The sequence below is a fragment of the Marinilabilia sp. genome (genome assembly GCF_016278715.1).
In the GTDB taxonomy this organism is placed as follows: Bacteria; Bacteroidota; Bacteroidia; order Bacteroidales; family Marinilabiliaceae; genus Marinilabilia.
Genome location: NZ_JADQBH010000095.1, coordinates 1 through 25,299, shown reverse-complemented (window position 1 = coordinate 25,299; position 25,299 = coordinate 1). Strand labels below are relative to the sequence as shown.

Below are 25,299 nucleotides of genomic sequence, written 5' to 3'. Positions count from 1 at the left end.
CATCTGAAACGGGTTGTTCTTTAACGATAACGCTGATATCCGTTTGATCAGAGCACCCCAGATCATCCGTCACAGTATAAGTATATGTAAATGTTCCTGTTTCAGTTGAGATGAATTGTGGATTCGGGATGTCCGTGGCCGAAAGCTTGCTTGTTTCACTTCCACTCCACTGGTGATCGACAAATACTTTTGAGCCCCCATCAATGATGGGGCTGAGTTCTATGGTCTCACCGGCACATACCTCTACCGGATTTGGATCAAAGTCAATGGAGACTTCACCGATTTCTATTGTAATGGTGGACTGATTGCTGCAACCGGTAGCATCGGTGACGGTTGCTGTGAGTGAATAATTCCCCAGGTTTGTGGTGTTGAAATCCGGATTGGTTATGTCTGTTGCGCTCAGAGGGGCTGTATTTCCGGTCCATTGAATCGAGTAAGGCGGTGTTCCTCCACTGATGGTTGCATTCAATTGCAAGTCCAGACCGGGACATAGATGAATGGCTGTTCCGGGTGAAACATCAATGGTTGGAGATTCGCGAACTTCGATGTTAATGCTCTCTGTGGCGGAGCATCCGTAGGTGTTTGCTACATTATAGGTGATGGTATGTGTGCCGGGACCTGCAGCAACAGGGGTGAACTCTCCGGAAACAGGGTCAACACCGGGGCCTGCCCATGTTCCGCCGGGAGTTACCGGAGTCAGTGTGGATGGGGGGTCTGTTTCACAAAATGGACCGGCAGCATCTATTGACCCGTCGGGCAAAGCCACAATGAGGGCAATGGCAGTGGTCGTGACTGGCGGATTATCACCGTTTATAGGGTCGCCGGGAGGAGTGTTGGGATCCTCATTGTAAGGGTTACAAGTGTTCCAGTTGCGGATGGTAACTTCAAACATGTCGCCAACAGCGTAATAGTCGGGGATGTAAATTTCGTCTGATAAAGATGGGGGAGGTGCCGGGCCTTCTGCCGGAAAAGGGTAGTATTCAATAGAGCCGGTATGCGGCCAGGAATAATTGATGCCATCGACTGTTGCGTCATTTATGGTAGTGGCTCCGGTTCCGTAAATCCATTGAGTCCATCGGTTTCGGTTGTTTGGAGTGTCATTTTCGTCAGGAGGAGTACAGTTCCATTGGCTCACATCTGTAAAACGGACGGTGCCATCGTTGCCTACACATATCGGAAAAACATCAGGACTGATGCTCAGTTCTCCTCCATTTTCATCGTCCACAGCCCAAACGGTAACCAGCTGAGTCTGAATGGAACTGGTACATCTTTGTCCATCAACCCAAAGCCATGCTTGCGCTTCATAGTTGCAAAGGTCGCCAAATTCCGGATAGGTATGACTCTCAGTTACCCGCCAGTTGCCTGTGGCGAAATTGACGGCAGGAATACTTTCTTCGGGGGAGCCATCGCCCCAGTCGATAATGATGCGCACATTTCCTGTGCCACCATCCATCACTCCTCTGTACAGAACTTCCCATGTTGCCGTTACCGGCGCACACAACTTGTCCTGATTGATGTCGTTGGCTTGTGATGTGTAGCTGCAGCCTTGAGCATAACCCGTTTTTGCCGTTAACAGCCATAATGCTGCGGCAACAAATAACCCTGTGAATATGTACCTGTTCATATCTTTTAATATGCCCTTTTACCCGCCCCTCGTTTTCATCCTAACCTGATTGATGGTTCAGGTTAAATACAAAATATGAATTTTATCAGACTAAGTCAATTACTGACTTAATCGTGAGATGTGTCATTTTTTTTCTGCCCTTTATTTGGAAAATTTACATGAGTCCTTTGTGGTTGGGTGGGGTATATACTGAAAAAACGGACTTATGTTACATGACTTATGGCTCAGGTGAAAAATTATGAGATTTCAATATCCTGGTCGTAGTCTTTATCTCTCTAACGTATGATAAACAAATTCATTGCTTCGGTTTTGCCTTATCTGCCAAAGAAATTTGTCTGGATTTTTTCAAAACGCTACATCTCAGGACAAAACATTGATGATGCAGTTGCTGCTTCACACAATCTGGCCAGAGAGGGTATCAGCGTAACGCTTGACCATCTGGGGGAATATATTTCGGAGCTTGGGCAGGCTGAAGAAGTCCGGCAGATTTACCTGGAAATGATTGAGCGATTTGAGCAGGAGGGGATTCATGCGACTTACTCACTTAAACCATCCAGTTTCGGACTTCAAATTGATTTTGAAACCTGTTTCGGGTACATCCGGGATATTGTTGAAAAAGCACATTCGTATCATTCTTTTGTTCGCATCGATATGGAGGACAGTAGTTGTGTGGATGCTGAACTGGAATTGTACCGGCGGCTTCATGAGTTGTATCCGCTTAACGTTGGCATCGTGATTCAGGCGTATCTGAAGCGTACACCCAAAGATTTGGAGTTTCTTGCCCGCTTACATTCTGCTGGGAGTCCCGTCAATGTTCGGCTGTGCAAAGGTATTTATGTGGAGCCCGAAAGCATTGCTGTCAAGGATCGCAAGGAAATAAACGTTCATTTCTTGGATGCTCTGGACTATCTTTTTCAGAAAAGTATTTTTGTTGGAATTGCCACTCACGACCGGGAGCTTACAGATGGTGCACAACGGCTTATTCAGCGCTATTCATTGACGGATAAGAATTATGAATTCCAGATGTTGTATGGGGTTACACCCGAGTTAAGAAGAGAACTTCTGGCAGCAGGGCATAAGATGCGGGTTTATGTCCCTTTCGGTAAAGAGTGGTTCGGGTATTCAACCCGTCGGTTGAAGGAGAATCCTCGTATGGCGTTCTATATTATTAAGGCTTTGTTTTATAGAGGCTGATAGCTCGGAGTGCCTGGCATAGGGCATGGAGCATGGGGCAAGTAAGAAGCTGGCCACATTCTGTCACGTACGAACTCACCATTTAAAACTAAAGGGTCGTTTCTCGTTTGAAACGACCCTTTACACACAGGAATTGTTGGGAGGAAATAAAAAATGTTTCCTGGTCAAAGATCTTTTTTTGTTGGCTCTTTCATGTTATCTCTACATTATCCGTATTTTAATTCTTTTTGGTCAGACTTCTCTTTTTTATGTTTGTGTTCTATTTCTTGTTGCCCTTCCGATTCTTTAAACTAATTTCTGCTCTTAAAGATGGGAATTTCTTTGATCGTAGAAATGTTCGTTTCATCCGGCAGATGGGGTGGATTTTGATTGGGCTATATCTGGGTGATTATTTTTCAAAATTTCTTTCCTGAAAAATCAACTTATCATTATTTGATTTGAAGAATTATGAGGTTATTCAATATGCTTCAGAGCCTCTGCTGTTAATTATTGCTGTGGTTGCACTGCTTCTCGCTGAGGTTTTTGCAAAAGGCGTTTTGCTTGAGGAAGAACAGGAGTTAACTATTTAAACAGAGAATGATGGCGATCATTATAAATTTGGATGTGGTTATGGCCAAAAGGAAAATCTCCCTCGGAGAATTGGCCAAAAGAATAGATATCACGCAAGCCAAATTGTCAATTTTGAAAACCGGCAAAGCGAAAGCGATTCGCTTTAGTACCCTGGAAGCAATTTGTCGGGATCTGGATTGTCAACCCGGTGATATTATGGAGTTTACAAGGTGATTTTTTATTGAGAAATGTGGAATTTTGGATGACTTAGTGACAAAATGGCTCAGTATTACTGAGAGTAGTGACAAATTGGCGCATAACAAGGTGTAATACTGTCATCTTTACAGGTTTATGGTATTGGCATTTCCTTTGATGTAGGTAAGTCAGAGAATAAAAAAACTAATTGTTAAACCAAAAATTTAGGAGGATATAACTATGGCACTTGTAAGAAGATTCAACAACCAGGTACCCGAAATTGCCAATATTTTTGACGATTTCTTCGGTGGTGATTTTTTCGGAACTCCGGCAACTTCTGCCCGCAGAACTTCTACCCCTGCGGTGAATGTAATGGAGAATGAAGACGAATATGTTATTGAGGTTGCCGCTCCGGGTATGAAGAAAGATGATTTCAAAGTAGAGGTAAATAACGGAGTTTTAAGCATCTCTGCTGAAATGGAAGAAAAAGACGAGCAAAAGGATGATGAAAAAGGTTATACCCGTCGTGAGTTTTGCTACTCATCTTTCAATCGTTCGTTCGCCATTCCTAAAAACGAAGTGGACGAGGGTAAGATTGATGCCAATTACAAAGATGGTTTGCTGAAAATTAAACTTCACAAACGTGAAGAGGTGAAGCCCAAACCTGCTCGTATGATTGAGATTAAATAAGCGGGTAGTAACGCTGTGAGTTATTATTTGATTAACTCTTTTTGATGATGAATCCCTCTGCTTTCTGCAGGGGGATTTTTTTGCATTTATCACGGGCTTGACATTTATTGGTTTGAGCGAATGTGCTTAAAGTAAATATGTTTTATCTGATTTGATTCTTTTTCTGGTTTATATAATGGCAGGCAGATGCAGTGGTGAAGAAAAAATCGCCCGCAAAACGCATTGGTTTTGCGGGCGATCCCTAACCCGGATGAAAACATTGGTTGATTGACAAATGGTTATTGATGTTTTTATCCTTTAAAGAATTTGCTTACTACGTCCCAGTTTACTACGCTCCAGAAAGCATCAATGTACTCCGGACGTTTGTTCTGGTATTTCAGGTAATAGGCATGTTCCCATACGTCCAGTCCGAGAATAGGTGTTCCTTTCAAATCGGATACATCCATGAGTGGGTTGTCCTGATTAGCGGTACTGCCTACTTCCAGGGTGCCGTCATCTTTTTTGACCAGCCATGCCCAGCCTGAACCAAATCGGGTAGCCGCGGTATTGTTGAAAGTCTCCTTGAATTCATCGAAGGAACCAAATTTCTTTTCAATAGCAGCAAGCAGGTCACCTGTGGGTTTGCCACCGGCGTTAGGGCCCATCACTTTCCAAAAGAGATTGTGATTAAAGAAGCCTCCTCCATTGTTTCGCACTGCGGTTGAGTGTTTGGAAACATTGGACAGAATATCTTCAATGCTTTTCCCTTCAAGGTCGGTTCCTTCAACTGCTGCATTCAGTTTACTGGTATATCCGCCATGGTGTTTGGTATGGTGGATTTCCATTGTTTTTGCGTCGATGTAAGGTTCTAATGCATCGTAAGAATAATTGAGCTTTGGAAGTTCAAATGCCATAATGTTTAAGTTTTTATGATTAGACAATCTATTTATGTTTCGTATTTCAGATAAACTTATCCAAAATTAGGGCTTATTTGGACTTATTCCAAATAAAACGAATTAAAAATTGTTAAATGAATTGCGTTGAGCGTTGGACAAAAACTCGAGTTACAAGGTTTATTACCTTTGCAGCTGTGAGTGGAGTGTAAAAAGATTTATTTTTGTCGGAATTGAGGAAATTTAAATATTCGCATGGGAATTAACTTGTTGTTTATGAGGGGCAAAATTTCCAGGTGTATAATATTTTCATACCAAAGCCAGAAAATTTAAAGTAAGCATATTTCAAACCCTGAAACAACGAGGTGTTTGGCAACAAACATACTTTCCAGACCGGGCTCAGCAATTAAACCAATGATTAAATGAACAAGGAAATACTTCGGCTTGCGGTTCCCAATATCCTTACAAATCTGACGGTTCCATTGCTCAGTATGGTTGACCTATACCTTATGGGGCACCTTAATTCTACGCTCTTCATGGGTGCAGTAACGCTTGGCGGAGTTATCTTTAATTTTGTTTACTGGGGATTTGCATTTTTACGGATGAGTATGAGCGGGGTTGCTGCGCAGTCCTTCGGTCGCGGAAACAGGCAGGAGATGGCCCTCATATTGGAACGTGGGCTTTTGGTTGCTTTTGCAGGGGCATTTCTTTTGCTGGCATTTCAGATTCCTGTAGGTGATTTTAGCTTTTGGTTATTAGAGGGCTCTTCTGATGTAAAAGCCATTGCACGCGATTATTATTACATACGGATTTGGGCAGCACCTGCGGCTATTTCACTTATGGTTTTTTATGGATGGTTCCTGGGGATGCAGAATGCCTTTTACCCAATGCTTATCTCTGTGAGTGTAAATGTGATAAATGTACTTTGTAGCTTTCTGTTTGTGCGCGTTTTTGAAATGAAAGCTGAAGGTGTGGCCATGGGATCAGTGGCTGGGCAGTATGTAGGTTTGACAATGGCTATTGTATTGTTTTTCAGAAAATACCGGTGGGCTTGGAATTTCTTTTCTATCCGGATGGATCTTTTGCGGCAGGGATTCTCGAGATTCATGAATGTAGGAGGCGATATTTTTATTCGTACGCTAAGCGTAATTGCGGTGTTCACTTTTTTTACTTCCCGGTCGGCTGGCATAGGAGATGTTACCCTGGCGGCCAACAGTGCATTGCTACAGTTTGTTTTGTTGTTTTCCTATTTCCTGGATGGATTTGCTTTTGCTGCAGAAGCGATGGTAGGGCGCTGGTTTGGGGCAAATAATAAAAGCACCCTGAAGAAAACCATTGGATATTTGTTTCGCTGGGGAGTAGGGATGGGGCTGATGTTTACCCTGGTTTATACGATTGCAGGGAACCAACTTCTCCATTTTTTTACCGATCAGAACGAAGTTGTCGAACGGGGAAGCGATTTTCTGATTTGGGTGATTTTTCTCCCTCTGGTAAGCTTCTCTTCATACATCTGGGATGGCGTTTATATAGGTGCTACCGCTTCTGTGCCTATGCGAAACAGCATGGTGATAGCTGCGGTCGGCTTCTTTTTTCTTCCGTTTTACCTGTTTTTTCCTCTGATGGGGAATCATGCCCTGTGGTTGGGGATGTTGCTTTTTATGCTGGCTCGTGGGGTTATACTCTCTATTCTTTACCCTGGTCTTTTAAAGTGATGGTTGTTTACCCTCTTTTCCCTCCTGTCCCCACTGTAAAGAAATCATTTAACGAGGGGAGGTCCGATTTTCTGGCTTCGCTCAGCGAACCATCAAATGCAATGACCCCGTTTTCTACAAACAGGATTTTGTCAGCAATTCTGAGAATGCTTGAAACTTCATGTGTGACCATCACCACAGACATTCCCAGTTGGTCTCTGAGTTTTAAAATCAGTTCATCCAGGCCTGCAAGCGAAACAGGGTCGAGTCCGGCGCCCGGTTCATCACAAAACAAAAGGGGTGGGTCAATTACGATGGCCCGTGCCAGGGCTGCCCGTTTGAGCATTCCTCCACTCAACTGAGACGGGAAGAGATAATAGGCATCTTCCAGATTTACAAGGTTAAGTTTGGTTCTGACCATCTCTTCTATAAGGGAAGGCGGTAAAGTGGTATGTTGCTCCAGAGGAAGCGCTACATTATCGCCAACGGTGAGTGAATTCAGCAACGCTCCGTTCTGATAAAAGACTCCTAACTTCAGATAAAAATCAAGTTCATTTTTTTCTTCAAGCGTTGCAATGTCCTGTCCCAATAAAGAAACAACTCCTTCGTCCACAGGGAAAAGTCCCAGCAGATGTTTAAGGATGGTACTTTTGCCCGAGCCGCTTCCTCCGAGGATGACCGTGATATCTCCCTGTAAAGCTGAAAAGGAGACGTCTTTCAGAACTTCTCTCTCGTCGAAGGAGACTTTCAGATGGTTGACTTCTACAATTTTGTTTTGTTTCATTGCTTTTGAAAAGATTGCACTGTTTTACAAACTTTTGGAAATGTTTCCTTTGAAATGTTTTAGAGCCTTGAGCACTTTAAACTTCGTAAAAACTTCCTCAAATAGCTCTGCCTTTCGCGTTGATTTTGGTTTGTTTAGGTACTCAAATTTTTCAAAAACATCTTTCAAAAGCAAAATGTAAACAGTTCTTTAATAAAACATCAGACCCAGAATACTGTCCGCAATAATTACCATCGTGATGGCTGCAACAACCGAACTGGTGGTGGATCGTCCAACGCCTTCGGCACCTTCTTCGACTTTAAAACCAAAGAATGTTCCTGTGATGACTATGATAAGTGCAAATACGATGCTTTTTATGAAGCTGGTAATAATGTCTTTTTCGTACAGGGCTTCAGGCATTCGGTTGAAGAAAATCTCGGGGGTGATGTCGAGATAGAGATATGCTGCAAGCGCTCCTCCAGCGATTCCTGAAATGCTGGCCAGTATGGTCAGGAAGGGCAATGTTATCAGGCTGCCATAGATTTTTGGGACTACCACAAACCGGAGGGGATTAAGCCCCATTGTTTTCAATGCGTCAATTTCGGAAGTCACCTTCATGGTGGCTATTTCGGCAGCAATCGACGAACCGCTTCTGCCTGCTACCAGGATTGCAGTAATCAGTGGTCCCATTTCCGCCATCATTGCAATTACTGTGAGGTCAACGATGTAAATGTTGGCTCCGAAATTTCTCAACTGTGAGGAGGATTGAAGTGCAAGCACAAGTCCTATGATAAATGCCATTGACGCAACGATGGGCAATGCATTCACGCCAATGGAAACGGCCTGGTTGATGAACTCCCCTTTGCGACGTTGTTTGCTATTAAAGATATCGCGAACTGACCAGAACAAAATATCCGAAACCAGATAAAAGAATGTAACTACGTATTCTTTCAGAATCCACATGGTCTTATCACCCAGCGAATAGAAAAAAGGGCCGTGTTTACCAGGTTGCATAGTTTTATTGCTGACGGGGCTGAATAATTCCAGTTTGTTTTTTGTTTCCGGAGAGGCTTCCCGCAGGTTCAGTGTAATGTGGAATTTTTTTGCGGTTTGGTGAAGTGAGTGAAGGGCCATTGCGCCGGAACTGTCCAATTCTTCAATGCCCGATAAGTCCAAAGAAAAATCTGAACCGGGGTTTGCCCGGAAAAAGATGGCAATATCATTAAGAAACGTGGCAGTATTATTGATTTTCAGGTCGCCCAAAACATGAATAACATTGCCTTTTACTGAGAAAAATGCGGATTTATGAGTTTTTTTCTGTTTCACGCCCGGCAGTTACTTTGATAAGTTTTTTTCTATTTGAATGGAAAAACTTGACAATTCATCAATAAAAATCTGGCTTATTTCTGCTGCCAGCAAATTCAAATCACGCTCTTTAAGCTCCGATTTTCGGTCGGCGTTATGAGTCAGTAAAATGGCATCTGTACTGACGTCAATGAGATCGAATTTCAGTTTTAGATGGGCCTCAAAAGTCTTCCGTTTAGTAGAGACTACCTCAAGGTTAAAAACAGTAGTCTGAAAACTGTAATCAGGATTGCGCTCCCAAAAACGGTCGTCAACTCTGGCAAATACTTTGTATCCTGCCAAAAAATCGATGATGATGGGCGTGAGGAAATCAGCCGGTGAAACGGCCCATTCATGATTGCCAAAGTAACGAACCTGATGAGACTCATCTCTCAGCACAATACGGCGGGTGTCGAAGGCCGGGTAAACCTCCACTTCGGCCACTTCACACCATGCATCCATTGTAGGTAGTGAATCGGTCATGGCAATGGTGGAGTCATTTAACGATTCAATAACATAATATTTCTTGATAGTCTCTTTTTGCGTGCCACAGCCGGACAGGAAAAAGATTGTTACCAAACTGAATAGTATAATTTGTCTCATATTAATCCTTTAATTGTTCGTCGGGAAGGTTATTTTGTTTACTTTTTCTGATAAGTAAGGAGGGGTTGTTGTTTATTCTTCGGGAGGCTTCATCCAGATTGCGTAATGTGGACTTAAGCAATTCCTGACTTTCAACAAAATCACGGGTCCCCTGATTGATGTCGTCATCAACTTTTATGAGTAAATCCTGTGTTCGGGCAACTACTCCGGCCAGTTCTTCAATCAGGCGGGTGATATCTGATTTGTTTAGTTTTTGGGTGATGGCACGGGTATTTCCGATAATATCAGCAATGGAGTCACTATCAATAAACTGATTGACTTTTTGTAATGTTTGATCCAGAGAAACACTTGATTTTAATAGATTTTCACTGATTTTATTGACATTTTGTATGGTCAGTCTGACATCAGACTGGTTGTTGTCGATAATGGAGTCCAGTCTTAACATGGTGCGGTCAGCATTCTTTGCCAGCTTGTCGATGCTACTCAAAAGCCTGGGGAGTTTTGAGAGGGTGTCGGGATGGGTTATTACCAGTAAATTGTTGAGTACGTTTTCCACTTTGGTGGCAATGATTTCGGCTTTTCCGGTGATTTCCGATGTCAGGGATCCACCTGGTTGAATGTAAGAGCCGGGGGACAGCAAATTAGCCTCGTTGGTCCCTCCTCTTATTTCAATGGCTTTCATCCCGGTTATCCCCAGAGAGACAATTTCAGCTTTGGAATCCTCCTTAATGGGGGTTCCGGGTTTCAGGGATAGTTCGACAACAATACTGGTGACATCATTGGGATTAATATTAATATTTGAAATGGTTCCTACATTGATCCCCAGATACTTTACTGTGCTGCCAACTTCCATGCCGCTAACCGAAACATCCTGGAAAGCCACGAAGTAGGTGTCTGTTTTTTCAAAAAATTCACGTGCGGTAAAAAATGCAATCAGAAAGATAAACATGGCAGATCCTGCCAGGATAAATATTCCAAGTCTGATTTTTTTTGAACGGTTTTCCATAGTATGCCTGTAAAGTATTATTCGGAACTTGCCATAGTTATTCCGACAAGTAGCGCAAAGGTACCAACCTGCCAGGTTCAGAAAACCCGATTGGTCTTTTAGGAGAAGAACTGATTTATTTCTTCTTTCCAGAGGCTTAACTACTTGCTTTTGATCAAAGGTAATTGAAATTTTTTTTGAGTCTGCTCCGATAAGAGGTATTTTTGTTAAGATCAAAACTCAGGGAATTTTTGTTCCGGAGTTAACAATTTGTTAATGAAGGTTTAAAAATTTCCTGTGATGAAGATGCTGGCAACAAATAACCTTTTCGAAGTGAGCTCATTTTTTATTAGGTATTTTCCTGATAGTCTCAATTGACTGCGAATGTTCAGAACTGTATGACATTACCAGGGTGCCTTTGATTCCATCATTTGCTTCTATGGCAAAACAAATCATTTCATCGGCAGGGTCAGTGGGGCCCTCAAACCGATAAGTTTCTAAAATCTTCAGGTCTGCTGGTTCAAATCTTTTCTTTGAGTTGAGCGCTTCAATATATTCTTCTGTTGCTCTGAAGTTCTCGGTAAAACCCTTTTTGATGAGGGCGTTGATGGCTTCTGATAAAGTTTCCATAGTAGTTTTCTTTATTGATTAAGCAAAACTTCTTTTTTAGAAGCTTCTGGTTGGCGAGGGCCGGGATCTTGTAAATAGGATGTTGGCTCTGGTCGATCAATCGCTTCTTGGAAAAAAATTCCGGTGAAAGGTCTTCTGTTTCTTGAGAAAACTCATTTGTTTTATAATGTTTTCGTCCTGTATGATTAAACCTGCGACCCTTCTGTTATGTTCAACAATTTAAACAAAAAAGGGTGCTTCCGCAAGAAGCACCCTTTTCGAAAAACAATTAATCCGTCTATTCTTCCTTGCTTGATTTTGATGATTTTTCGTAATCGATAAGCAATTGTTCCTGTATTTCTGGCGGAACTTTCTCATATTTACTGAACGTCATGGTGTAAAAGGCACGACCACCGGTAAGTGAACTTAACGAAGTGGAGTATTTGTTCATCTCTTTCAAAGGCACCTTGGCTTTAATTACCTCAAACCCTTTTTCGCTGTTCATTCCTTCGATGATAGCCCTTCTACCCTGAAGGTCGCTCATAACATCACCCATCCGGTCTGATGGCACACGTACTTCCACGTCGTAGATAGGTTCCAGTATTTTTGGCCCTGCGTCTTTGAAGGCCTGGCTGAAAGCATGGCGACCTGCCAGTTTGAAGCTGATCTCGTTGGAATCAACGGGGTGCATTTTTCCGTCGTACACGCACACTCGAATGTCGCGGGCATAAGAGCCTGTCAGTGGTCCTTCTTCGATCTTTTCCATCAAACCTTTCATAATGGCAGGCATAAACCGGTTGTCGATTGCTCCACCAACAATACAGTTACAGAATACCAGTTTTCCGCCCCAGTTGAGTTCAACTTCATCGGTGTTTCTCACATTGACTTTAAATTCTTGTCCGTTAAACTTATAGACTGTAGGAGCTGGCATTCCATCATAATATGGTTCAATAATCAGGTGTACTTCCCCAAACTGGCCGGCACCACCCGATTGTTTTTTGTGACGATAGTCGGCACGTGCCTGCTTGGTAATAGTTTCCCGGTAAGGAATTTTTGGCGTAAGGAATTCGATGGGTAATTTGTCATTGTTCTCTATTCGCCACTTCATTGTGTTGAGATGGAACTCTCCCTGTCCATGAACCAGTATTTGTTTCAACTCTTTTGAGTATTCCACGATGATAGTCGGGTCTTCTTCATGCATGCGCTGGAAAATTTCTCCCAGTCGTTCATCATCACTCTCATTGACCGGTTTAACGGCAGTTCTGTATTTTGGCTCAGGATACTTGATGGGGTCAAATACAAAATTACATCCTTTGGTGTTCAGTGTGTGATTGGTTTTGGTTTCTTTGAGCTTAACAGTGGCACCAATATCTCCGGCCTGAAGTTCTTCAACTTTATGGCGGGGATTTCCAGCCACACAATATAATTGAGAAAGTCGCTCCTTACTCCCTTTAGTCATGTTGTAGAGGTCTATTCCTTCAGAAACTTTTCCCGACATCACTTTAAAGAAGCTTACTTCGCCCAGATGAGGTTCAATGCTGGTCTTGAAAATGAAAAGAGAAGCCGGGCCATTGGGATCGCAGGGAACAGCTTCTCCTTTGTTGTTCTTTTTAGGAGGCATTTGCGATACAAGCGGAATAATGTTGCCCAGAAATTCCATTAATCGGCGAACGCCCATATCTTTAATGGCAGAAATACAAAACACAGGAAATAAATCCCTTCCTACCAGTCCTTTGCGGATTCCGCGACGCATTTCTTCTTCATCTAAAGAGCCTTTTTCGAAGAAGAGTTCCATGAGGTCTTCATCGTTCTCGGCTGCCGCTTCCACCAGTTCATTGTGTAATTCTTCTGCTTTGGTTTTTTCAGAGTCGGGAATGTCAAGAATTTCTGGGATTCCGCCATCGGGGCCCCATTTATACATTTTCATTTTAAGAACGTCCACCAGAGCGTCAAATCCCGGCCCGACATTTATGGGGTATTGGATGATTATTACTTTGCGACCAAAGGCTTCACGGGCCATTTCCATGGTGCTTTCAAAGTTGGCCTTCTCATTATCCAACTGGTTGGCAACGAAAATCACCGGTTTGTGGTAAGTTTCGGTGTAACGAAAAAGGTTTTCAGTTCCAACTTCCACGCCCTGTGAAGTGTTAAGTATCATCAATGCGGTGTCGGTAACATTCAGTGCCGTTATGGCGCCACTAATGAAATCATCAGCGCCCGGAGCATCGATGAAGTTTAATTTTTTTTCCTGCCATTCGGTGAAAAGCACGGACGAAAAAACCGAGTAGCCATATTCATGTTCTACCCGGTGATAATCAGATATTGTATTGTTGTTTTCTATATTTCCTCTGCGGTTGATAACACCACCCTCGAAAAGCATTGCTTCAGCAAGGGTGGTTTTCCCCGAGCCGCTACTTCCAAGCAGCGATATGTTTTTAATTTGATCGGCCTGATATACTTTCATAGTAGTATAAATTTAATAAAAGGTTAATAATAATCGTTAAAATAAGGGTTGATTGTAAAATTAGTAAATACCTGATAAGTTACAAGTAATAGCAAGAAAATTCTGTTTCTTCGAATGTTAAAAAATGTTTGCAAGAGAGTTTTAATGACAACTCAAACAATCAGATTTCGTTTCTTTTATATTGGGAACTATTGAAATTTGGGCTTTGTAAAAAAGTTAAATTGAATTTCTCGAAATAGATCATTAAATTGATTTTCTGTTTTACGAAAGGATCTGTTTATGAACCTCACCGGTAAGTTAAAAAAGCTGGTTATAATTGTCGGAGAGTCCGATAAGGTGTATCAGCGTCCTCTTTTCGAGGCTATTACGTATGCTGCCAAAAAGTATAAAATTTCAGGTGTCACGGTTACCCGTGGGATTCTTTCTTATGGAGAAAAAAGTCTTTCGCACAGCAGCAAGATTTTTGCCCTGTCGGAAGATAAACCAATGATTATTACCTTAGTGGATGTAGGTGATCGATTGAAAGATTTTGCATTGATAATCAACAGGCTGATGGATAAAGCCGATGCAGGAGGTCTGATTACCCTTGAGGATGTGAATGTTTTAAGGTATGGAAAGCATTATGACTGAGCAGTGATGTCAGTGAAATTTTTGAGCATTTCGGGTTCTTTTTCCAAGGCATTCCCGATAACAACAATATCGGCTCCGGCAGAGAATGTTGTTCGGAGTTTTTCGGGGGTGTTGATTCCGCCACCAATCATCAATGGGATTTCGATCTGCTCTTTGACACTTCTGACCATTGAGGCGGGGATTTCATTCCGGGCACCGCTTCCAGCATCCATGTAAATCATTTTCAGGCCAAGCATTTCGCCGGCAAGGGCAGTGGCAACGGCAATGTCGTTTTTTGACGCGGGAATAGGGCGGGTCTGACTGATGTATTCCACTGACGTGGGGGAGCCTCCGTCAATAAGCATATAGCCGGTAGGAATGGTTTCTATTCTGTGTTGACGAATTGCAGGCGCTGCTACAACATGAGCTCCGATTAATAATTCCGGGTTTCTTCCTGAAATCATGGACAGAAAAAGCAAGGCATCAGCCTTAAATGAAAGCTGAGATGGATGGCCCGGATAAAGGACTACAGGGATATCGGTGTTTTGTTTCAAATACTCCACGACAGGCTCCACCGGCAGTGTGGTCAAACTACCTCCTACCAATATTAATCCCGGGCGGTATTTATTAATTAACAGCGTTTGTTTTTTTAGGTTAATATCCCTGCATTTGTCGGGATCAATCAATAATGCCAGTGTTTTTTCCCCATGGCTTAACTTTTCCCGGATATGTGAATAAATGGTCAATGTCAATTTCTGTTGGTTTTTAACAAATATACAATAGTTCCGGTTTCCTGGGGAACTTTGTCGGATTTCATGAATCTTTTATACTAAATGGTCCAGGTCAGGTAAAAATCCTGATGAATATGGTATTCGAGCTTGATAGGTAGCTCCATTTTCCCAGGGAGTATTAGCCTGGCGAAAATTTCTCCTTCATCGGAAGAGGGCATAAATGGGCGGGTGATAATCTGGTCTTTAAAACTGAGTCCCGGGATGCCCGTTTGTTTGAAAACAGCTTCTTTCAGACACCAGATAAGTCCCATTTGGCGGTTTCTTAAATCTGTGGTGGATAAAAATCTGTGTTCTTCAGGATGGAGAAAGCGGTTCATTACTTTTTCGATCCGGGCTGATGGATATTCTATATCGATACCCGGGGTGTTATTTTTTGAAAGTGCTATTGCTGCAAATCCTTTTGTATGTGAGATGCTTATTTGGTCGTTACAGCCGGTCAAAAATGGTTGCCCGTTGTCTTTGTACCTGGAGGCAGGGTAAGAACCGGTGTATTGGTAGATCAGTACTCTTGAGGCAAGCCACTCGAGCTTGCGGGCAGGAAAGGTTACTCGGGCAAGGAATGACTTTTCCTCTTCCTGCAGCGGGGGCAGAAGTTTAAGAAGTTCTTCTTCTGTTTCCGTGATTTGCCAGACAGCCACCAGACGGTCAGGTCTTGCCTTTTTCTCAAAAAAAAACGGCATCTTACAACGATTTCCAGGTGAGTGTTTCCATTAAGTGAATAATGTCCTGTTTTACGAAGTCAAGCACCGGAGCTATCGAGTCCTTGTTGGGAATGGTATTGAAATATAGCGACCCACGCAGAAAATGATTGATGCTGTCGGTTACAAAAAACTGAGCGGGAGAGGCTGTGTTACCCTCTATTTCGTAAAAAATTCCGTACACATTTTTTTCGGGGGATTCGAATAATTGTTCTTTAATGGCATCGGCTTTTACGGTGTGTTTAAATGCGAGCTCCCGATTGTCCTCCAGCAGTTGGTACAAATTGTTTTCCACCGGCTTGTAGCTGATATGGATTTTAGCATTGAATTGAGGAAAGTCTACGTTAACCCAATAGGGCTCGTTGACACCTTGGTTGTCGTTTCTGAGGCGCGCATACTTGGGAAATTCAAAAGAGTAGGGCAGCGCGGTATCAGTTTCTAAGTATGACTTTTCGGGAAGTGAAATTCTGAAATATCCTCTCGGTTTGGGTGCGTAGTTGTTGCTACAGGCAAATAGAAAGATGATGATTAACAGAAATATAGAGTTTCTTATTTGTTGCTTAAGTATCATAGTACCTGCCTTTTTGTAAATTTTATTTTCTTTATCCGGCGTTTGTCTGCGGCAAGGATAGTGAATTTGAATGGTCCAATTTCAATTATTTCATGCTTTTCAGGAATAACTCCCTTTACTTCGAGTAGTAGTCCTGCAAGAGTTTCTGCCTCTCCTTTGTAGGAGTCGAATACCGATTCGTCGATTTCAGTGATTTTGGCAAAGTCTTTCAGGAGTGTTTTTCCCTCAAAGGCCAGTGAACCGTCGGGCTGAACAGAGAAAAAATCTTCATCTTCATCAAGTTCGTCACTGATTTCTCCCACAATTTCTTCAAGTATATCTTCCAGCGTCACGATGCCCGAAGTGCCACCATATTCATCTACAACAATAGCCATGTGTATTTTGTTGGTCTGGAATTCTGTCAGCAGATCATTAATTCTTTTGGTTTCGGGAACATAAAATGCCGGACGAATCAGATTTTGCCAATTGAAAGTGTTGTCTTTTCCAAGGTGGGGAAGTAAATCCTTGACATAAAGGATGCCTTTGACATTGTCGGGGGTTTCTTCAAAAACCGGAATCCTTGAATAACCCGATTCCACAATAACGGAGAGTACTTTGTTAAAGTCGCTTTTGATATCAATATCGGTTACATCAACCCGCGATGTCATTATTTCTCCGGCATTAATGTTCCCAAAGGTGACAATACTTTTGAGAATTTCTTTTTCTTCAAATACCTCGTCGCCGGTAAGGTCCAGTGCATCGGACAAATCATCCAGCGACAGGTTTCGTGCCCTTTGGGCTGCTTTGTTTTTGACATATTCGGATGATTTCACCAGCAGCATACTCATGGGCTTCAGTAATTTGATGGCTGTTTTTAGCGGAAACGCCATCCGCAAAGCAAATTTAGCAGGAGACTGTCCTGCAAATACTTTTGGTAAAATTTCTCCAAAGAATAAAATGATTGCGGTAATAACAATTACATCAAAAGCAAATTTCAATGTAGTACCTGCTCCAAATGAAATCAGGCCGGAGGAGATGAAGGCGGCCAGTATTACTATGCCGACATTTATGAAATTATTGAGGATTAAAATAGTGGCAAGCAGCAATTCCGGCTTTTCAAGATGTTTAAGAACCTGATTGCTCTTTGCTGTGTTATTGACCTTTAGATGGTCTATATCATCAGGTTTAAGAGAAAAGAATGCCACTTCAGAGCCTGAGACAAGCGCCGATCCTGCAAGCAAAAAGACCGTGGCCACTATTGCAATCCCCAAACCGGAGGTAAGGGGTTGCAGTGTAATATCAAAAGCCAAAAGAAAAAATCCCGACAGAAGAGGTTCCGTTTCCAAGGATAAATTTGTTTTCCGGGGTTATTAAAATGGAAGATCGTCTTCCTGTTCATTGCTGTTGTCACCGGCATTAAAACCTTCGTTCCCGGCTGACTGGTTTTGTGGAGCCATGCTTTGACCAGAGGCGGCAGCGGGTTGCGCTCCTGAATTGGTGGAGCCGCTGTTGTAGGAATTGTCGTCCACTGCAGGGTTGTCCGATTTACGACCCAGTAGTTTTACGGTGTCAGCGATAACTTCTGTTACATACTTGGTAACTCCTTCTTGCTCGTAGGAGCGAGTGCGCAATTTGCCCTCAACATATAATTGGGTTCCTTTCTTTATGTATGACTCTGCAACTTTTACCAGGCCCCGCCGAACCGTAATGTTATGCCAGTCTGTTCGTTCCGGGATTTGTTTGCCGTCACGAGTGGTAAAGCCTCTTTCTGTTGTAGCCAAAGTGAAATTGGCGACTCCCTCATTATTGTCAAAATAACGTACGTCAGGGTCTTTCCCTACGTTGCCTACTAAGATTACCTTGTTTATCATTGTAAAATAGGTTTTGGATTTTAAACAGCTAAAGTACTAAACTTTTAACTCCATATCATTATTTTTTGACGTTTTTTGATTCATTGTTGGCAAATTACTCTGAATACCTGTCTCGGTATAGACACATAGATCTGGTCAATATTCGCAGGGAGGCAATAATTTCTTCAGATTTTTTTTGATGAGCTGAGGAAATGGAATTTTATTAAGTCTGTTCAACGCAATTGTTTCATAAGAGGTGGTGTTGAACCATTCCCGGAAGTCTTTTGCTGATGTAAATTCCACTCTGAAAAAAACTGCATGTAGCTCCTGGTGGGTTAGCAAATGTTTTTTCTCCAGTAGTTTTGTTACCTCGACAGAAAGTTGGGTTTTAGTTTTCAAATGGGTTTTAATAAGGGCGGTAGTGAAAGGTTCGGTGCTCTCGAATACAGGAAACTGGAATAATCCTTTCCAGATATCGTTGCCGCTTCGTTTCTCTATTACGATTTGTTCGTTTCTTATGAATACGAGGAAGTTGAGGTGTCGGATTTTTCTTGTAATTCGCTTGCCTTTTACGGGGTAGTTTTGTTGGGTTCCTGTGGCAAAGGCAGCACAGAGGAGGTTTACAGGGCAATGACCACAAAGAGGTTTGGCCGGTTTACATACCAGAGCCCCCAGGTCCATTATTGCCTGATTGTGTGTAGCCGGATCTTTTTTGTCCAACAGCTCATTGGCTAAGGAAGAAAAAAATTTTTCCCCTTCCGATGAATCAATCGGAATATCCTTTGCATAGATGCGCGACAGTACCCTGTAAACATTTCCGTCAACTACTGCGTGAGGTAGGTTATAAGCAAAAGATGCAATTGCCGCTGCAGTATATGGACCAATTCCTTTTAAAGTCTTGATTTTTTTGTATGTTTGTGGTATGGTTGCATTGTGTTCGTTGACAATGGTTTGAGCGGCATATTGCAGATTACGCGCTCTTGAGTAGTATCCCAGGCCCTGCCACAGTTGCATCAACTTGGTTTCTGAAGCTTTTGCCAGTGATTTTACATTTGGGAAGGCTTTTATGAATCGATGGAAATATTCCATCCCCTGATCTACCCGTGTTTGTTGCAGGATGATTTCCGATATCCATATTTTGTATGGGTCTTTGGTTTCACGCCAGGGCAGTTTACGGCCATGCTGAAAATACCATTCTCTGATTTGTTCGGGGAAATTGGTCATTATTAAAATTTTATGCAAAAATAAGGGTTTTGTTTTTTTTCTTATGGAATTCCTTTATCTTTGCATTCTGAAATTCGAAAAATATGTCTAATTAGTTGATAATTAAATAATTTTATAAAGAGATGACAAAGGCTGATATTGTTAACGAGATTTCGAAGAATACTGGAATTGAGAAGGTTACAGTTCAGAAGACTGTTGAGGCCTTCATGGAAACAGTAAAAGGTAACCTGGTAAAAGGTAAGAATGTGTACCTTAGGGGCTTTGGTAGTTTCGTAGTGAAGAAACGCGCAGAAAAAACTGCCCGGAATATTTCTAAAAATACTACCATTATTATCCCCGAACATTTTATTCCTTCGTTCAAGCCCTCAAAAAGCTTCGTAACGAAAGTGAAGAACAATGTTTAGTAAAGATGTTTAACTGTTAAATTAAAAGCTATGCCAAGCGGAAAAAAAAGAAAAAGGCATAAGATGTCAACGCACAAAAGGAAGAAGAGATTACGGAAAAACCGTCACAAGAAGAGAAAGTAATCTTTTGACCCTATAAGCTCTAAAAGAACAAACTCCCCATTTGTGGTGTTTGTTCTTTTGTTATAAAGAATAAATTCGATCTTTGAAATAATTTTTATTTAACTTAATTCGTATTGTGAGTGCAGAACTATTTGTAGATGTAACTCCCAGCGAACTTGTCATTGCTTTGCTCGAAGATAAGCGTCTGGTTGAACTCAGACAGGAACAAAGTAATGTCAAATTTGCAGTTGGCGATATTTTTCTGGGAAAAGTGAAAAAAATTATGCCCGGATTAAATGCAGCGTTTGTTGATGTTGGTTATGAGAAAGATGCTTTTTTGCATTATCTGGATCTGGGTCCCCAGTTTCAGAGTCTCAATAAATATCTCAAACTTGCTAAAACCAAAAAGGGGAGTGTTTCATTGCACAAGTTCAAGCCGGAAAACGACATTAATAAGAACGGGACTATTTCAGATGTGTTAACCGGAGGACAGGAAGTGCTTGTTCAGGTGGCCAAAGAACCTATTTCTACCAAAGGCCCCAGGTTAACCTCAGAAATTTCCATTGCTGGTCGAAATCTCATTCTCATTCCTTTCTCTGACCGAGTGTCGGTGAGTCAGAAAATTGATTCTCCAGAAGAACGAAGTCGTCTGAAGCGATTGCTGCTTAGTATCAAACCTAAGAATTACGGTGTCATTATCCGAACCGTGGCCGAAGGTAAAAAAGTGGCCGAGCTGGACAAAGAACTTCGTACCCTCGTAAAAAGATGGGAAGATTCTGTTGCCAGAGTACGCGACGTTAAAATCCCGGGCCTTGTCCTGGGCGAGGTGGGACGTACCTCTGCCATTCTAAGAGATCTTCTTAATCCTTCATTTCATTCGGTATTTATTAGCGATGCCGAAATCTTCAGGGAGGTGAAAGAATACGTTGAGTTGATTGCTCCCGGAAGAGAAAAAATTGTAAAGCTTTACAGAGGTGATGCGCCTCTGTTTGACCAGTTTGGGATTGAAAAACAAGTTAAAGCCCTTTTCGGACGAACTGTTTCGTTCAAAAGTGGTGCCTATCTTATTATTGAGCATACAGAGGCCCTTCATGTTATTGATGTCAATAGTGGTAACCGGTCACGGTCATCATCCGACCAGGAAACCAATGCTGTTGAGGTGAATGTTGCTGCTGCCGAAGAAATTGCACGGCAGTTGCGGCTTAGAGACATGGGTGGCATTATTGTAGTTGACTTTATTGATATGCAAACCGCTGAGCATCGTCAGCGCGTATTTGAAAAAATGAAAGAGGCTATGGACTCTGACAGGACCAAGCATAATATCCTGCCGTTGAGTAAGTTTGGTCTCATGCAAATTACGCGTCAACGGGTAAGGCCCGAAATGCATATTCAAACAACTGAAAAATGCCCTGTGTGTAAAGGAACTGGTGAAATTTCACCTTCCGTTCTGTTTGTTGATTCTTTAGATAATCAACTCCGGCGTGTTGTGCAAGAGCATAAATTGAAGAAATTGACCTTGTGGGTGCATCCTTATATTTATGCCTTCCTGAAAAAAGGATTTCCTTCACAGATTTTGAAGTGGAAACTGGATTTAGGATTTGGTATTAAGGTACGACCCTCCGACTCTATTGCATTTTTAGAATACAAATTCTTTGACCAAAATAATAAAAAGGTTGATCTCGGTTGAGATCGACCTTTTTTTGTTTTTGGGCGTTTTGTTCCCTATATTTAAGGCATTGTGTTGGTCAGTTTCAAACCTTATAAAATGCTGATAATATGGAAAAGTCATCTTTTAACCGCCGGAATTTTCTGAAGCTTGGTGCTGCTGCTACCGCCGGATTAGTAACTACCGGAGGAAATGTTTCTGAAGCTGCCCTTGTCAAACAGGGTGCTGAGAAAGAAATTATTTATCGTCAGCTGGGCAATACCGGAATCAAGGTACCTATTGTCAGTATGGGGGTAATGCGCGCCGACAATCCAAATATCCTTAAAGCTGCCTTCAACCTGGGATTTAAACACTTCGATACCGCTCATGGATATCAGGAGGGAAGAAATGAGGAGATGTGTGGCAAGTTCTTTAAAGATAAACCACGCGATTCCTTCGTGATTGGAACCAAAGTAAAGCCTGCCAGGGATGCTTCTAAGCAAGATTTTCTTGACATGCTTGACATCAGTCTCGAAAGACTTCAAATGAATTATGTTGATATCCTCTATTTACATGCTGTTGATGATGAAGAGTATCTTCACACTCCTGCTTTCCTGGAGGCGATGAAATCAGCTAAAGAGATGGGGAAAGTGAAGCATGTGGGGTTTTCCACGCACAGAAATATGGCCAGTCTGATTAATTCGGCAGTGGATAAAGGGTTTTATGAAGTTATTTTGACTACGTATAATTTCCGGTATAGCAACGACGATGATATGATTGGTGCACTTAAACGTGCTCATGAAGCCGGAGTTGGTATCGTAGGAATGAAAAATATGGCCGGAGGATGGTTGGATGAGGACAAAACCAAACCGGTTAATTGTAAAGCAGCTTTGAAATTTGCTCTTTCTGCTCCTTATATTCACACCTGCATCCCCGGAATTGTCTCTTTCGAGATGTTGATGGAAAACTGGTCGGTAGCTTCTGATGTTACACTAACTCCGGCTGATAAAGTCGACTTGCAGCTTGCCCTCAACCAGAAGGGGATGTTTTGTACCGGTTGTAGTTCCTGCGTTGGTCAGTGTACAAATAACCTGCCTGTATCAGACCTGATGCGCTCCTATATGTATAACTATGCTTATGCTTATCCGGCAAAGGCTCATGAAACGGTCCTTTCCTTGAATCTTTCCGATGACCCGTGTGCTGGTTGCGACAAGTGTACCGTGACTTGCAAAGCAGGATTTGATGTCAGGACTAAAGTTGCCAATATTGCCAGAATTAGAAATGTTCCGGGTGAATTTCTTGTGTAACCGGATATTGGACTTTTTTATTTCTTGTTGTTTATTTCAATGGAGTTTTTATTTTTTTGCAGGTGATTGTGAGGCCGCTTTTTAGCTATAAGTAATTGAATGTGTTAAAGTCTTTAATATTAACTTTTTACAACTCACTTGCCCGCTGTATCCCCAAAATATAACGTTCTAATGTTTATCTTTTCAATATTGATACGAGAGCGAAACGGTTCCATTTGTTCTCGAATTTTCAATAAGTTTTTTACTAGATAATTACAAAATCTTAAATAAATGAAACTGTTATTTCTTTCTCTCGCTATTGCCTTCTCTCTTTCAGTAAATGCATTCACGTTCGAACCACCTCAAATAGAGGGCTGGCAACAGGATGGAAAAGTAAAAACTTTCGATCAGAGCAATCTGTTTAACCACATCAACGGGGCCTCGGAATTTTATTTTAGCTACAATTTTCAAAATGTGTGGGTTGTGCGCTACAAGAAAGGGGATGCTGAATTGACACTGGAGGTTTATGATCACGGTGAACCTGATTACGCTTACGGGATTTACAGCATGGAGCGGCCACCCGAAGCAGAAGTTCAGAATATCGGAGCCCAGGGCTATTATGAAGAAGCCATTCTGAATTTTGTGATTGGTCGCTATTATGTAAAAATGAATTCATATCGTGAGCCGGAAGCCGGAAGTGGTGTGTTGCTCAGAACAGCTAATGAGTTTGCGCCCAAATTGACGGAGAATACCAGCTTGCCTCCTTTGGTTGAATCTTTTCCTGAAGAAAATCTGATTCCCAATACACGCCAGTTCATTTCCAATACCTTTATGGGGTTGGAATTTCTGGGTAGTGCTTACAGGGGCACCTATCAAAACGACAAGGGAAAGTTGACGATGTTCATTTTACACCGGGAAAACCAGGATAAAATCAGAGAGACCCTGCAAAAATATTTTGAATTTGCTCAGATGGAAGTTCCCGAACTGAATGAGGGGGCCTTTGTTGTTGAAGATCCTTTCAATGGCACCATTCATCTCACCTGGTCCGGAAACTTTCTTTACGGTTTTTCCGGAGACGATTTACCATCTTTGCGTGCTTCTTTGCTGGAGTCTGTTCTTGATTAGAAAACGGTAGCAGTTTTATCAAATCCTGTCACATGGCAGGATTTTTTTTGCCTTGTCCGGAAGATGAAAATCCTTTGTTTTATGCTTTATTTCCTATACCTTGTTTGGATGTTTCATTAATATAGCGGATTGGTTATGGGCGATGAAAATCACTACGTTGAGCTTTCAAAAATTTTCAAACGAAAAAAATCAGATCAGGATATTTTTCAGGAGTTGATGTCTTTTAAGGTTACAGAAGTTTTACTGGTTGCCACCTACTACGATTCCTATTCAATCGTACGCGAAGGGCGATTCTTTGATAAGATTTTTGGAGAGTATCTGCAGCTTAATCTTTTCTCAGCCCCCCGCATCACCAGTGTTGCAACCTATGATGAGGCGCTGTCCTTGATTTCTGATAGGCGTTTTGATATGGTTATCTTAATGGCCGGTCTTGATAAACAAATGCCCGTTTCTCTGAGTAAGGAGATACGACGCGTGCATCCTGAGTTGCCCATTTTGTTGATGGTCAATAACAATGAAGATTTAAAGTATTTTGATGAACCATCTTCCCCGGGAGGTAGCATCGATAAAGTATTTGTCTGGAATGGAGACTCCCGTGTTTTTCTGGCCATGATAAAATATGTGGAGGATAGGAAGAATGTTGCCAACGATGTGGCAGTGGGGGATGTGCGAATTATTCTTCTGGTGGAGGATTCACAGCGGTATTACACCAGATACCTGCCATTATTGTATTCTATAATAATGACTCAGACGCAAAATATTCTTACTGAGGAGACATCGGACCAAACGCATAAGATCCTTAAAATGCGGGTGCGTCCCAAAGTTTTGTTGGTGAGCTCTTACGAAGAAGCTGTTGAAATCGTTGATCAGTATCTCGACAACCTGATTTGCGTTATTTCTGATGTAAAATATTCACGCAACGGCCATTTGGACAGAAATGCGGGGGTTGATTTGATTCAGTATGTTAAGTCTAAAACCAACCTGCCAGCTCTTTTGCAGTCTTCTGACCCGGGTAATGCAGAAAAAGCAGCGGCCGTAGATGCTGATTTTATTGATAAAAATTCGGATACCTTAAGTATGGATATCTATAATTTTATTCATCAGAAGCTGGGGTTCGGAAATTTTATCTTTACCAATTCAAGGGGAATTACACTCGCAACTGCAAGAAATCTGAAAGAGTTTATTCGATGTTTGCAGGATATTCCCTCTGAGTCGCTGCTGTATCATGCAAAGCGCAACGGTATTTCTACCTGGCTGATGGCGCGGGGGGAAATCTCCATTGCAAAACGACTGCGCCCATACAGGATTGAGGATTTTGACAGCACCACTAAACTCAGAAAGAAGATTCTGGATGTTTTCGAAGAGGCACGGATGGAACGAATGAGAGGTCGTGTGGTTCAGTTCGATCCAGCCACTGTCAACATGGATCGCT

24 protein-coding genes and 1 pseudogene are annotated in these 25,299 nt (G+C 42.1%); 11 read left to right on the top strand and 14 right to left on the bottom strand.

All coding sequences use genetic code 11. The features are described from left to right. Window positions 1-1,624: PKD domain-containing protein (locus QZZ43_RS05925; RefSeq protein WP_291857018.1), on the bottom strand; the 1,624-nt coding region annotated here is incomplete at its 3' end. 282 nt (window positions 1,625-1,906) lie between these two features. On the opposite strand from QZZ43_RS05925, the gene QZZ43_RS05920 reads away from it, so the two are divergent. From QZZ43_RS05920 to QZZ43_RS05910, 4 genes are all read left to right on the top strand, one after another. After that, the gene (locus QZZ43_RS05920) at window positions 1,907-2,818 is read left to right on the top strand and encodes a proline dehydrogenase family protein (protein WP_291857017.1); all 912 of its coding nucleotides are present in this window, start codon (window positions 1,907-1,909) and stop codon (window positions 2,816-2,818) included. Between the two features lie 437 nt (window positions 2,819-3,255). After that, on the top strand, window positions 3,256-3,387 hold the full coding sequence (locus QZZ43_RS19580) for a DUF2975 domain-containing protein (protein ID WP_367221299.1): 132 nt from the start codon (window positions 3,256-3,258) through the stop codon (window positions 3,385-3,387). A 10-nt stretch (window positions 3,388-3,397) separates the two neighbouring features. Then, the gene (locus QZZ43_RS05915) at window positions 3,398-3,601 is read left to right on the top strand and encodes a helix-turn-helix transcriptional regulator (protein WP_291857015.1); all 204 of its coding nucleotides are present in this window, start codon (window positions 3,398-3,400) and stop codon (window positions 3,599-3,601) included. Window positions 3,602-3,802: 201 nt separating this feature from the next. After that, window positions 3,803-4,252 (top strand): Hsp20 family protein, encoded by a 450-nt coding sequence (locus QZZ43_RS05910; protein WP_291857013.1) that lies wholly within the window; start codon window positions 3,803-3,805, stop codon window positions 4,250-4,252. 290 nt (window positions 4,253-4,542) lie between these two features. On the opposite strand, the gene QZZ43_RS05905 is transcribed toward QZZ43_RS05910, so the two are convergent. Continuing rightward, window positions 4,543-5,145 carry a superoxide dismutase gene (locus QZZ43_RS05905; protein ID WP_291857011.1) on the bottom strand — a complete coding sequence of 201 codons (603 nt, stop codon included), beginning with the start codon at window positions 5,143-5,145 and terminating at the stop codon, window positions 4,543-4,545. Between the two features lie 401 nt (window positions 5,146-5,546). Between QZZ43_RS05905 and QZZ43_RS05900 the strand changes: the two genes are divergently transcribed. Beyond that, window positions 5,547-6,836: an MATE family efflux transporter gene (locus tag QZZ43_RS05900; protein ID WP_291857009.1), complete on the top strand. Its 1,290-nt coding sequence runs from the start codon at window positions 5,547-5,549 to the stop codon at window positions 6,834-6,836. A 7-nt stretch (window positions 6,837-6,843) separates the two neighbouring features. Here QZZ43_RS05900 and QZZ43_RS05895 read toward each other — a convergent pair whose 3' ends face one another. From QZZ43_RS05895 to QZZ43_RS05870, 6 genes are all read right to left on the bottom strand, one after another. Continuing rightward, window positions 6,844-7,599, bottom strand: a complete 756-nt coding sequence (locus QZZ43_RS05895; RefSeq protein ID WP_291857007.1) for an ABC transporter ATP-binding protein — start codon at window positions 7,597-7,599, stop codon at window positions 6,844-6,846. Window positions 7,600-7,788: 189 nt separating this feature from the next. Continuing rightward, window positions 7,789-8,904 (bottom strand): MlaE family lipid ABC transporter permease subunit, encoded by a 1,116-nt coding sequence (locus QZZ43_RS05890; RefSeq protein WP_291857005.1) that lies wholly within the window; start codon window positions 8,902-8,904, stop codon window positions 7,789-7,791. 9 nt (window positions 8,905-8,913) lie between these two features. Further along, window positions 8,914-9,525: an ABC-type transport auxiliary lipoprotein family protein gene (locus QZZ43_RS05885; RefSeq protein ID WP_291857003.1), complete on the bottom strand. Its 612-nt coding sequence runs from the start codon at window positions 9,523-9,525 to the stop codon at window positions 8,914-8,916. A 1-nt stretch (window position 9,526) separates the two neighbouring features. After that, window positions 9,527-10,531 carry an MlaD family protein gene (locus tag QZZ43_RS05880; RefSeq protein WP_291857002.1) on the bottom strand — a complete coding sequence of 335 codons (1,005 nt, stop codon included), beginning with the start codon at window positions 10,529-10,531 and terminating at the stop codon, window positions 9,527-9,529. A 318-nt stretch (window positions 10,532-10,849) separates the two neighbouring features. Then, window positions 10,850-11,140 (bottom strand): phosphoribosylpyrophosphate synthetase, encoded by a 291-nt coding sequence (locus QZZ43_RS05875; protein ID WP_291857000.1) that lies wholly within the window; start codon window positions 11,138-11,140, stop codon window positions 10,850-10,852. A 277-nt stretch (window positions 11,141-11,417) separates the two neighbouring features. After that, window positions 11,418-13,583, bottom strand: a complete 2,166-nt coding sequence (locus QZZ43_RS05870; protein ID WP_291856998.1) for a translation factor GTPase family protein — start codon at window positions 13,581-13,583, stop codon at window positions 11,418-11,420. Window positions 13,584-13,862: 279 nt separating this feature from the next. Between QZZ43_RS05870 and QZZ43_RS05865 the strand changes: the two genes are divergently transcribed. Continuing rightward, the gene (locus QZZ43_RS05865; RefSeq protein ID WP_291856996.1) at window positions 13,863-14,213 is read left to right on the top strand and encodes a DUF190 domain-containing protein; all 351 of its coding nucleotides are present in this window, start codon (window positions 13,863-13,865) and stop codon (window positions 14,211-14,213) included. Here the strand turns inward: QZZ43_RS05865 and QZZ43_RS05860 are convergent. The 6 genes from QZZ43_RS05860 to mutY form a co-directional block, all read right to left on the bottom strand. Beyond that, a complete protein-coding gene (locus QZZ43_RS05860) occupies window positions 14,204-14,944 on the bottom strand; it encodes a geranylgeranylglyceryl/heptaprenylglyceryl phosphate synthase (protein ID WP_291856994.1) in 741 nt (246 codons plus the stop codon). The genes QZZ43_RS05865 and QZZ43_RS05860 overlap by 10 nt on opposite strands. Before the next feature lie 77 nt (window positions 14,945-15,021). Then, complete coding sequence (locus QZZ43_RS05855) at window positions 15,022-15,663, bottom strand: 4'-phosphopantetheinyl transferase superfamily protein (RefSeq protein ID WP_291856992.1); 642 nt, start codon at window positions 15,661-15,663, stop codon at window positions 15,022-15,024. A gap of 1 nt (window position 15,664) precedes the next feature. Next, window positions 15,665-16,252, bottom strand: a complete 588-nt coding sequence (gene gldD, locus QZZ43_RS05850) for a gliding motility lipoprotein GldD (RefSeq protein ID WP_291856990.1) — start codon at window positions 16,250-16,252, stop codon at window positions 15,665-15,667. Then, complete coding sequence (gldE, locus tag QZZ43_RS05845) at window positions 16,249-17,577, bottom strand: gliding motility-associated protein GldE (RefSeq protein ID WP_291856989.1); 1,329 nt, start codon at window positions 17,575-17,577, stop codon at window positions 16,249-16,251. The genes gldD and gldE overlap by 4 nt, the downstream gene beginning before the upstream one ends. 24 nt (window positions 17,578-17,601) lie before the next feature. Further along, a complete protein-coding gene (locus QZZ43_RS05840) occupies window positions 17,602-18,102 on the bottom strand; it encodes a single-stranded DNA-binding protein (RefSeq protein WP_291856988.1) in 501 nt (166 codons plus the stop codon). A gap of 135 nt (window positions 18,103-18,237) precedes the next feature. Further along, window positions 18,238-19,323, bottom strand: a complete 1,086-nt coding sequence (gene mutY, locus QZZ43_RS05835; protein ID WP_291856987.1) for an A/G-specific adenine glycosylase — start codon at window positions 19,321-19,323, stop codon at window positions 18,238-18,240. Between the two features lie 104 nt (window positions 19,324-19,427). On the opposite strand from mutY, the gene QZZ43_RS05830 reads away from it, so the two are divergent. The 5 genes and pseudogenes from QZZ43_RS05830 to QZZ43_RS05810 all read left to right on the top strand — a co-directional run. Further along, a complete protein-coding gene (locus QZZ43_RS05830; protein ID WP_291856986.1) occupies window positions 19,428-19,709 on the top strand; it encodes an HU family DNA-binding protein in 282 nt (93 codons plus the stop codon). Window positions 19,710-19,947: 238 nt separating this feature from the next. Next, window positions 19,948-21,498 (top strand): Rne/Rng family ribonuclease, encoded by a 1,551-nt coding sequence (locus QZZ43_RS05825; RefSeq protein WP_291856985.1) that lies wholly within the window; start codon window positions 19,948-19,950, stop codon window positions 21,496-21,498. Window positions 21,499-21,587: 89 nt separating this feature from the next. After that, complete coding sequence (locus tag QZZ43_RS05820) at window positions 21,588-22,763, top strand: aldo/keto reductase (RefSeq protein ID WP_291856984.1); 1,176 nt, start codon at window positions 21,588-21,590, stop codon at window positions 22,761-22,763. A gap of 270 nt (window positions 22,764-23,033) precedes the next feature. Further along, window positions 23,034-23,867: a DUF6599 family protein gene (locus tag QZZ43_RS05815; RefSeq protein WP_291856983.1), complete on the top strand. Its 834-nt coding sequence runs from the start codon at window positions 23,034-23,036 to the stop codon at window positions 23,865-23,867. Between the two features lie 135 nt (window positions 23,868-24,002). Further along, window positions 24,003-25,299 (top strand): annotated as a pseudogene (locus QZZ43_RS05810) (pyruvate, phosphate dikinase); the annotation flags it as partial.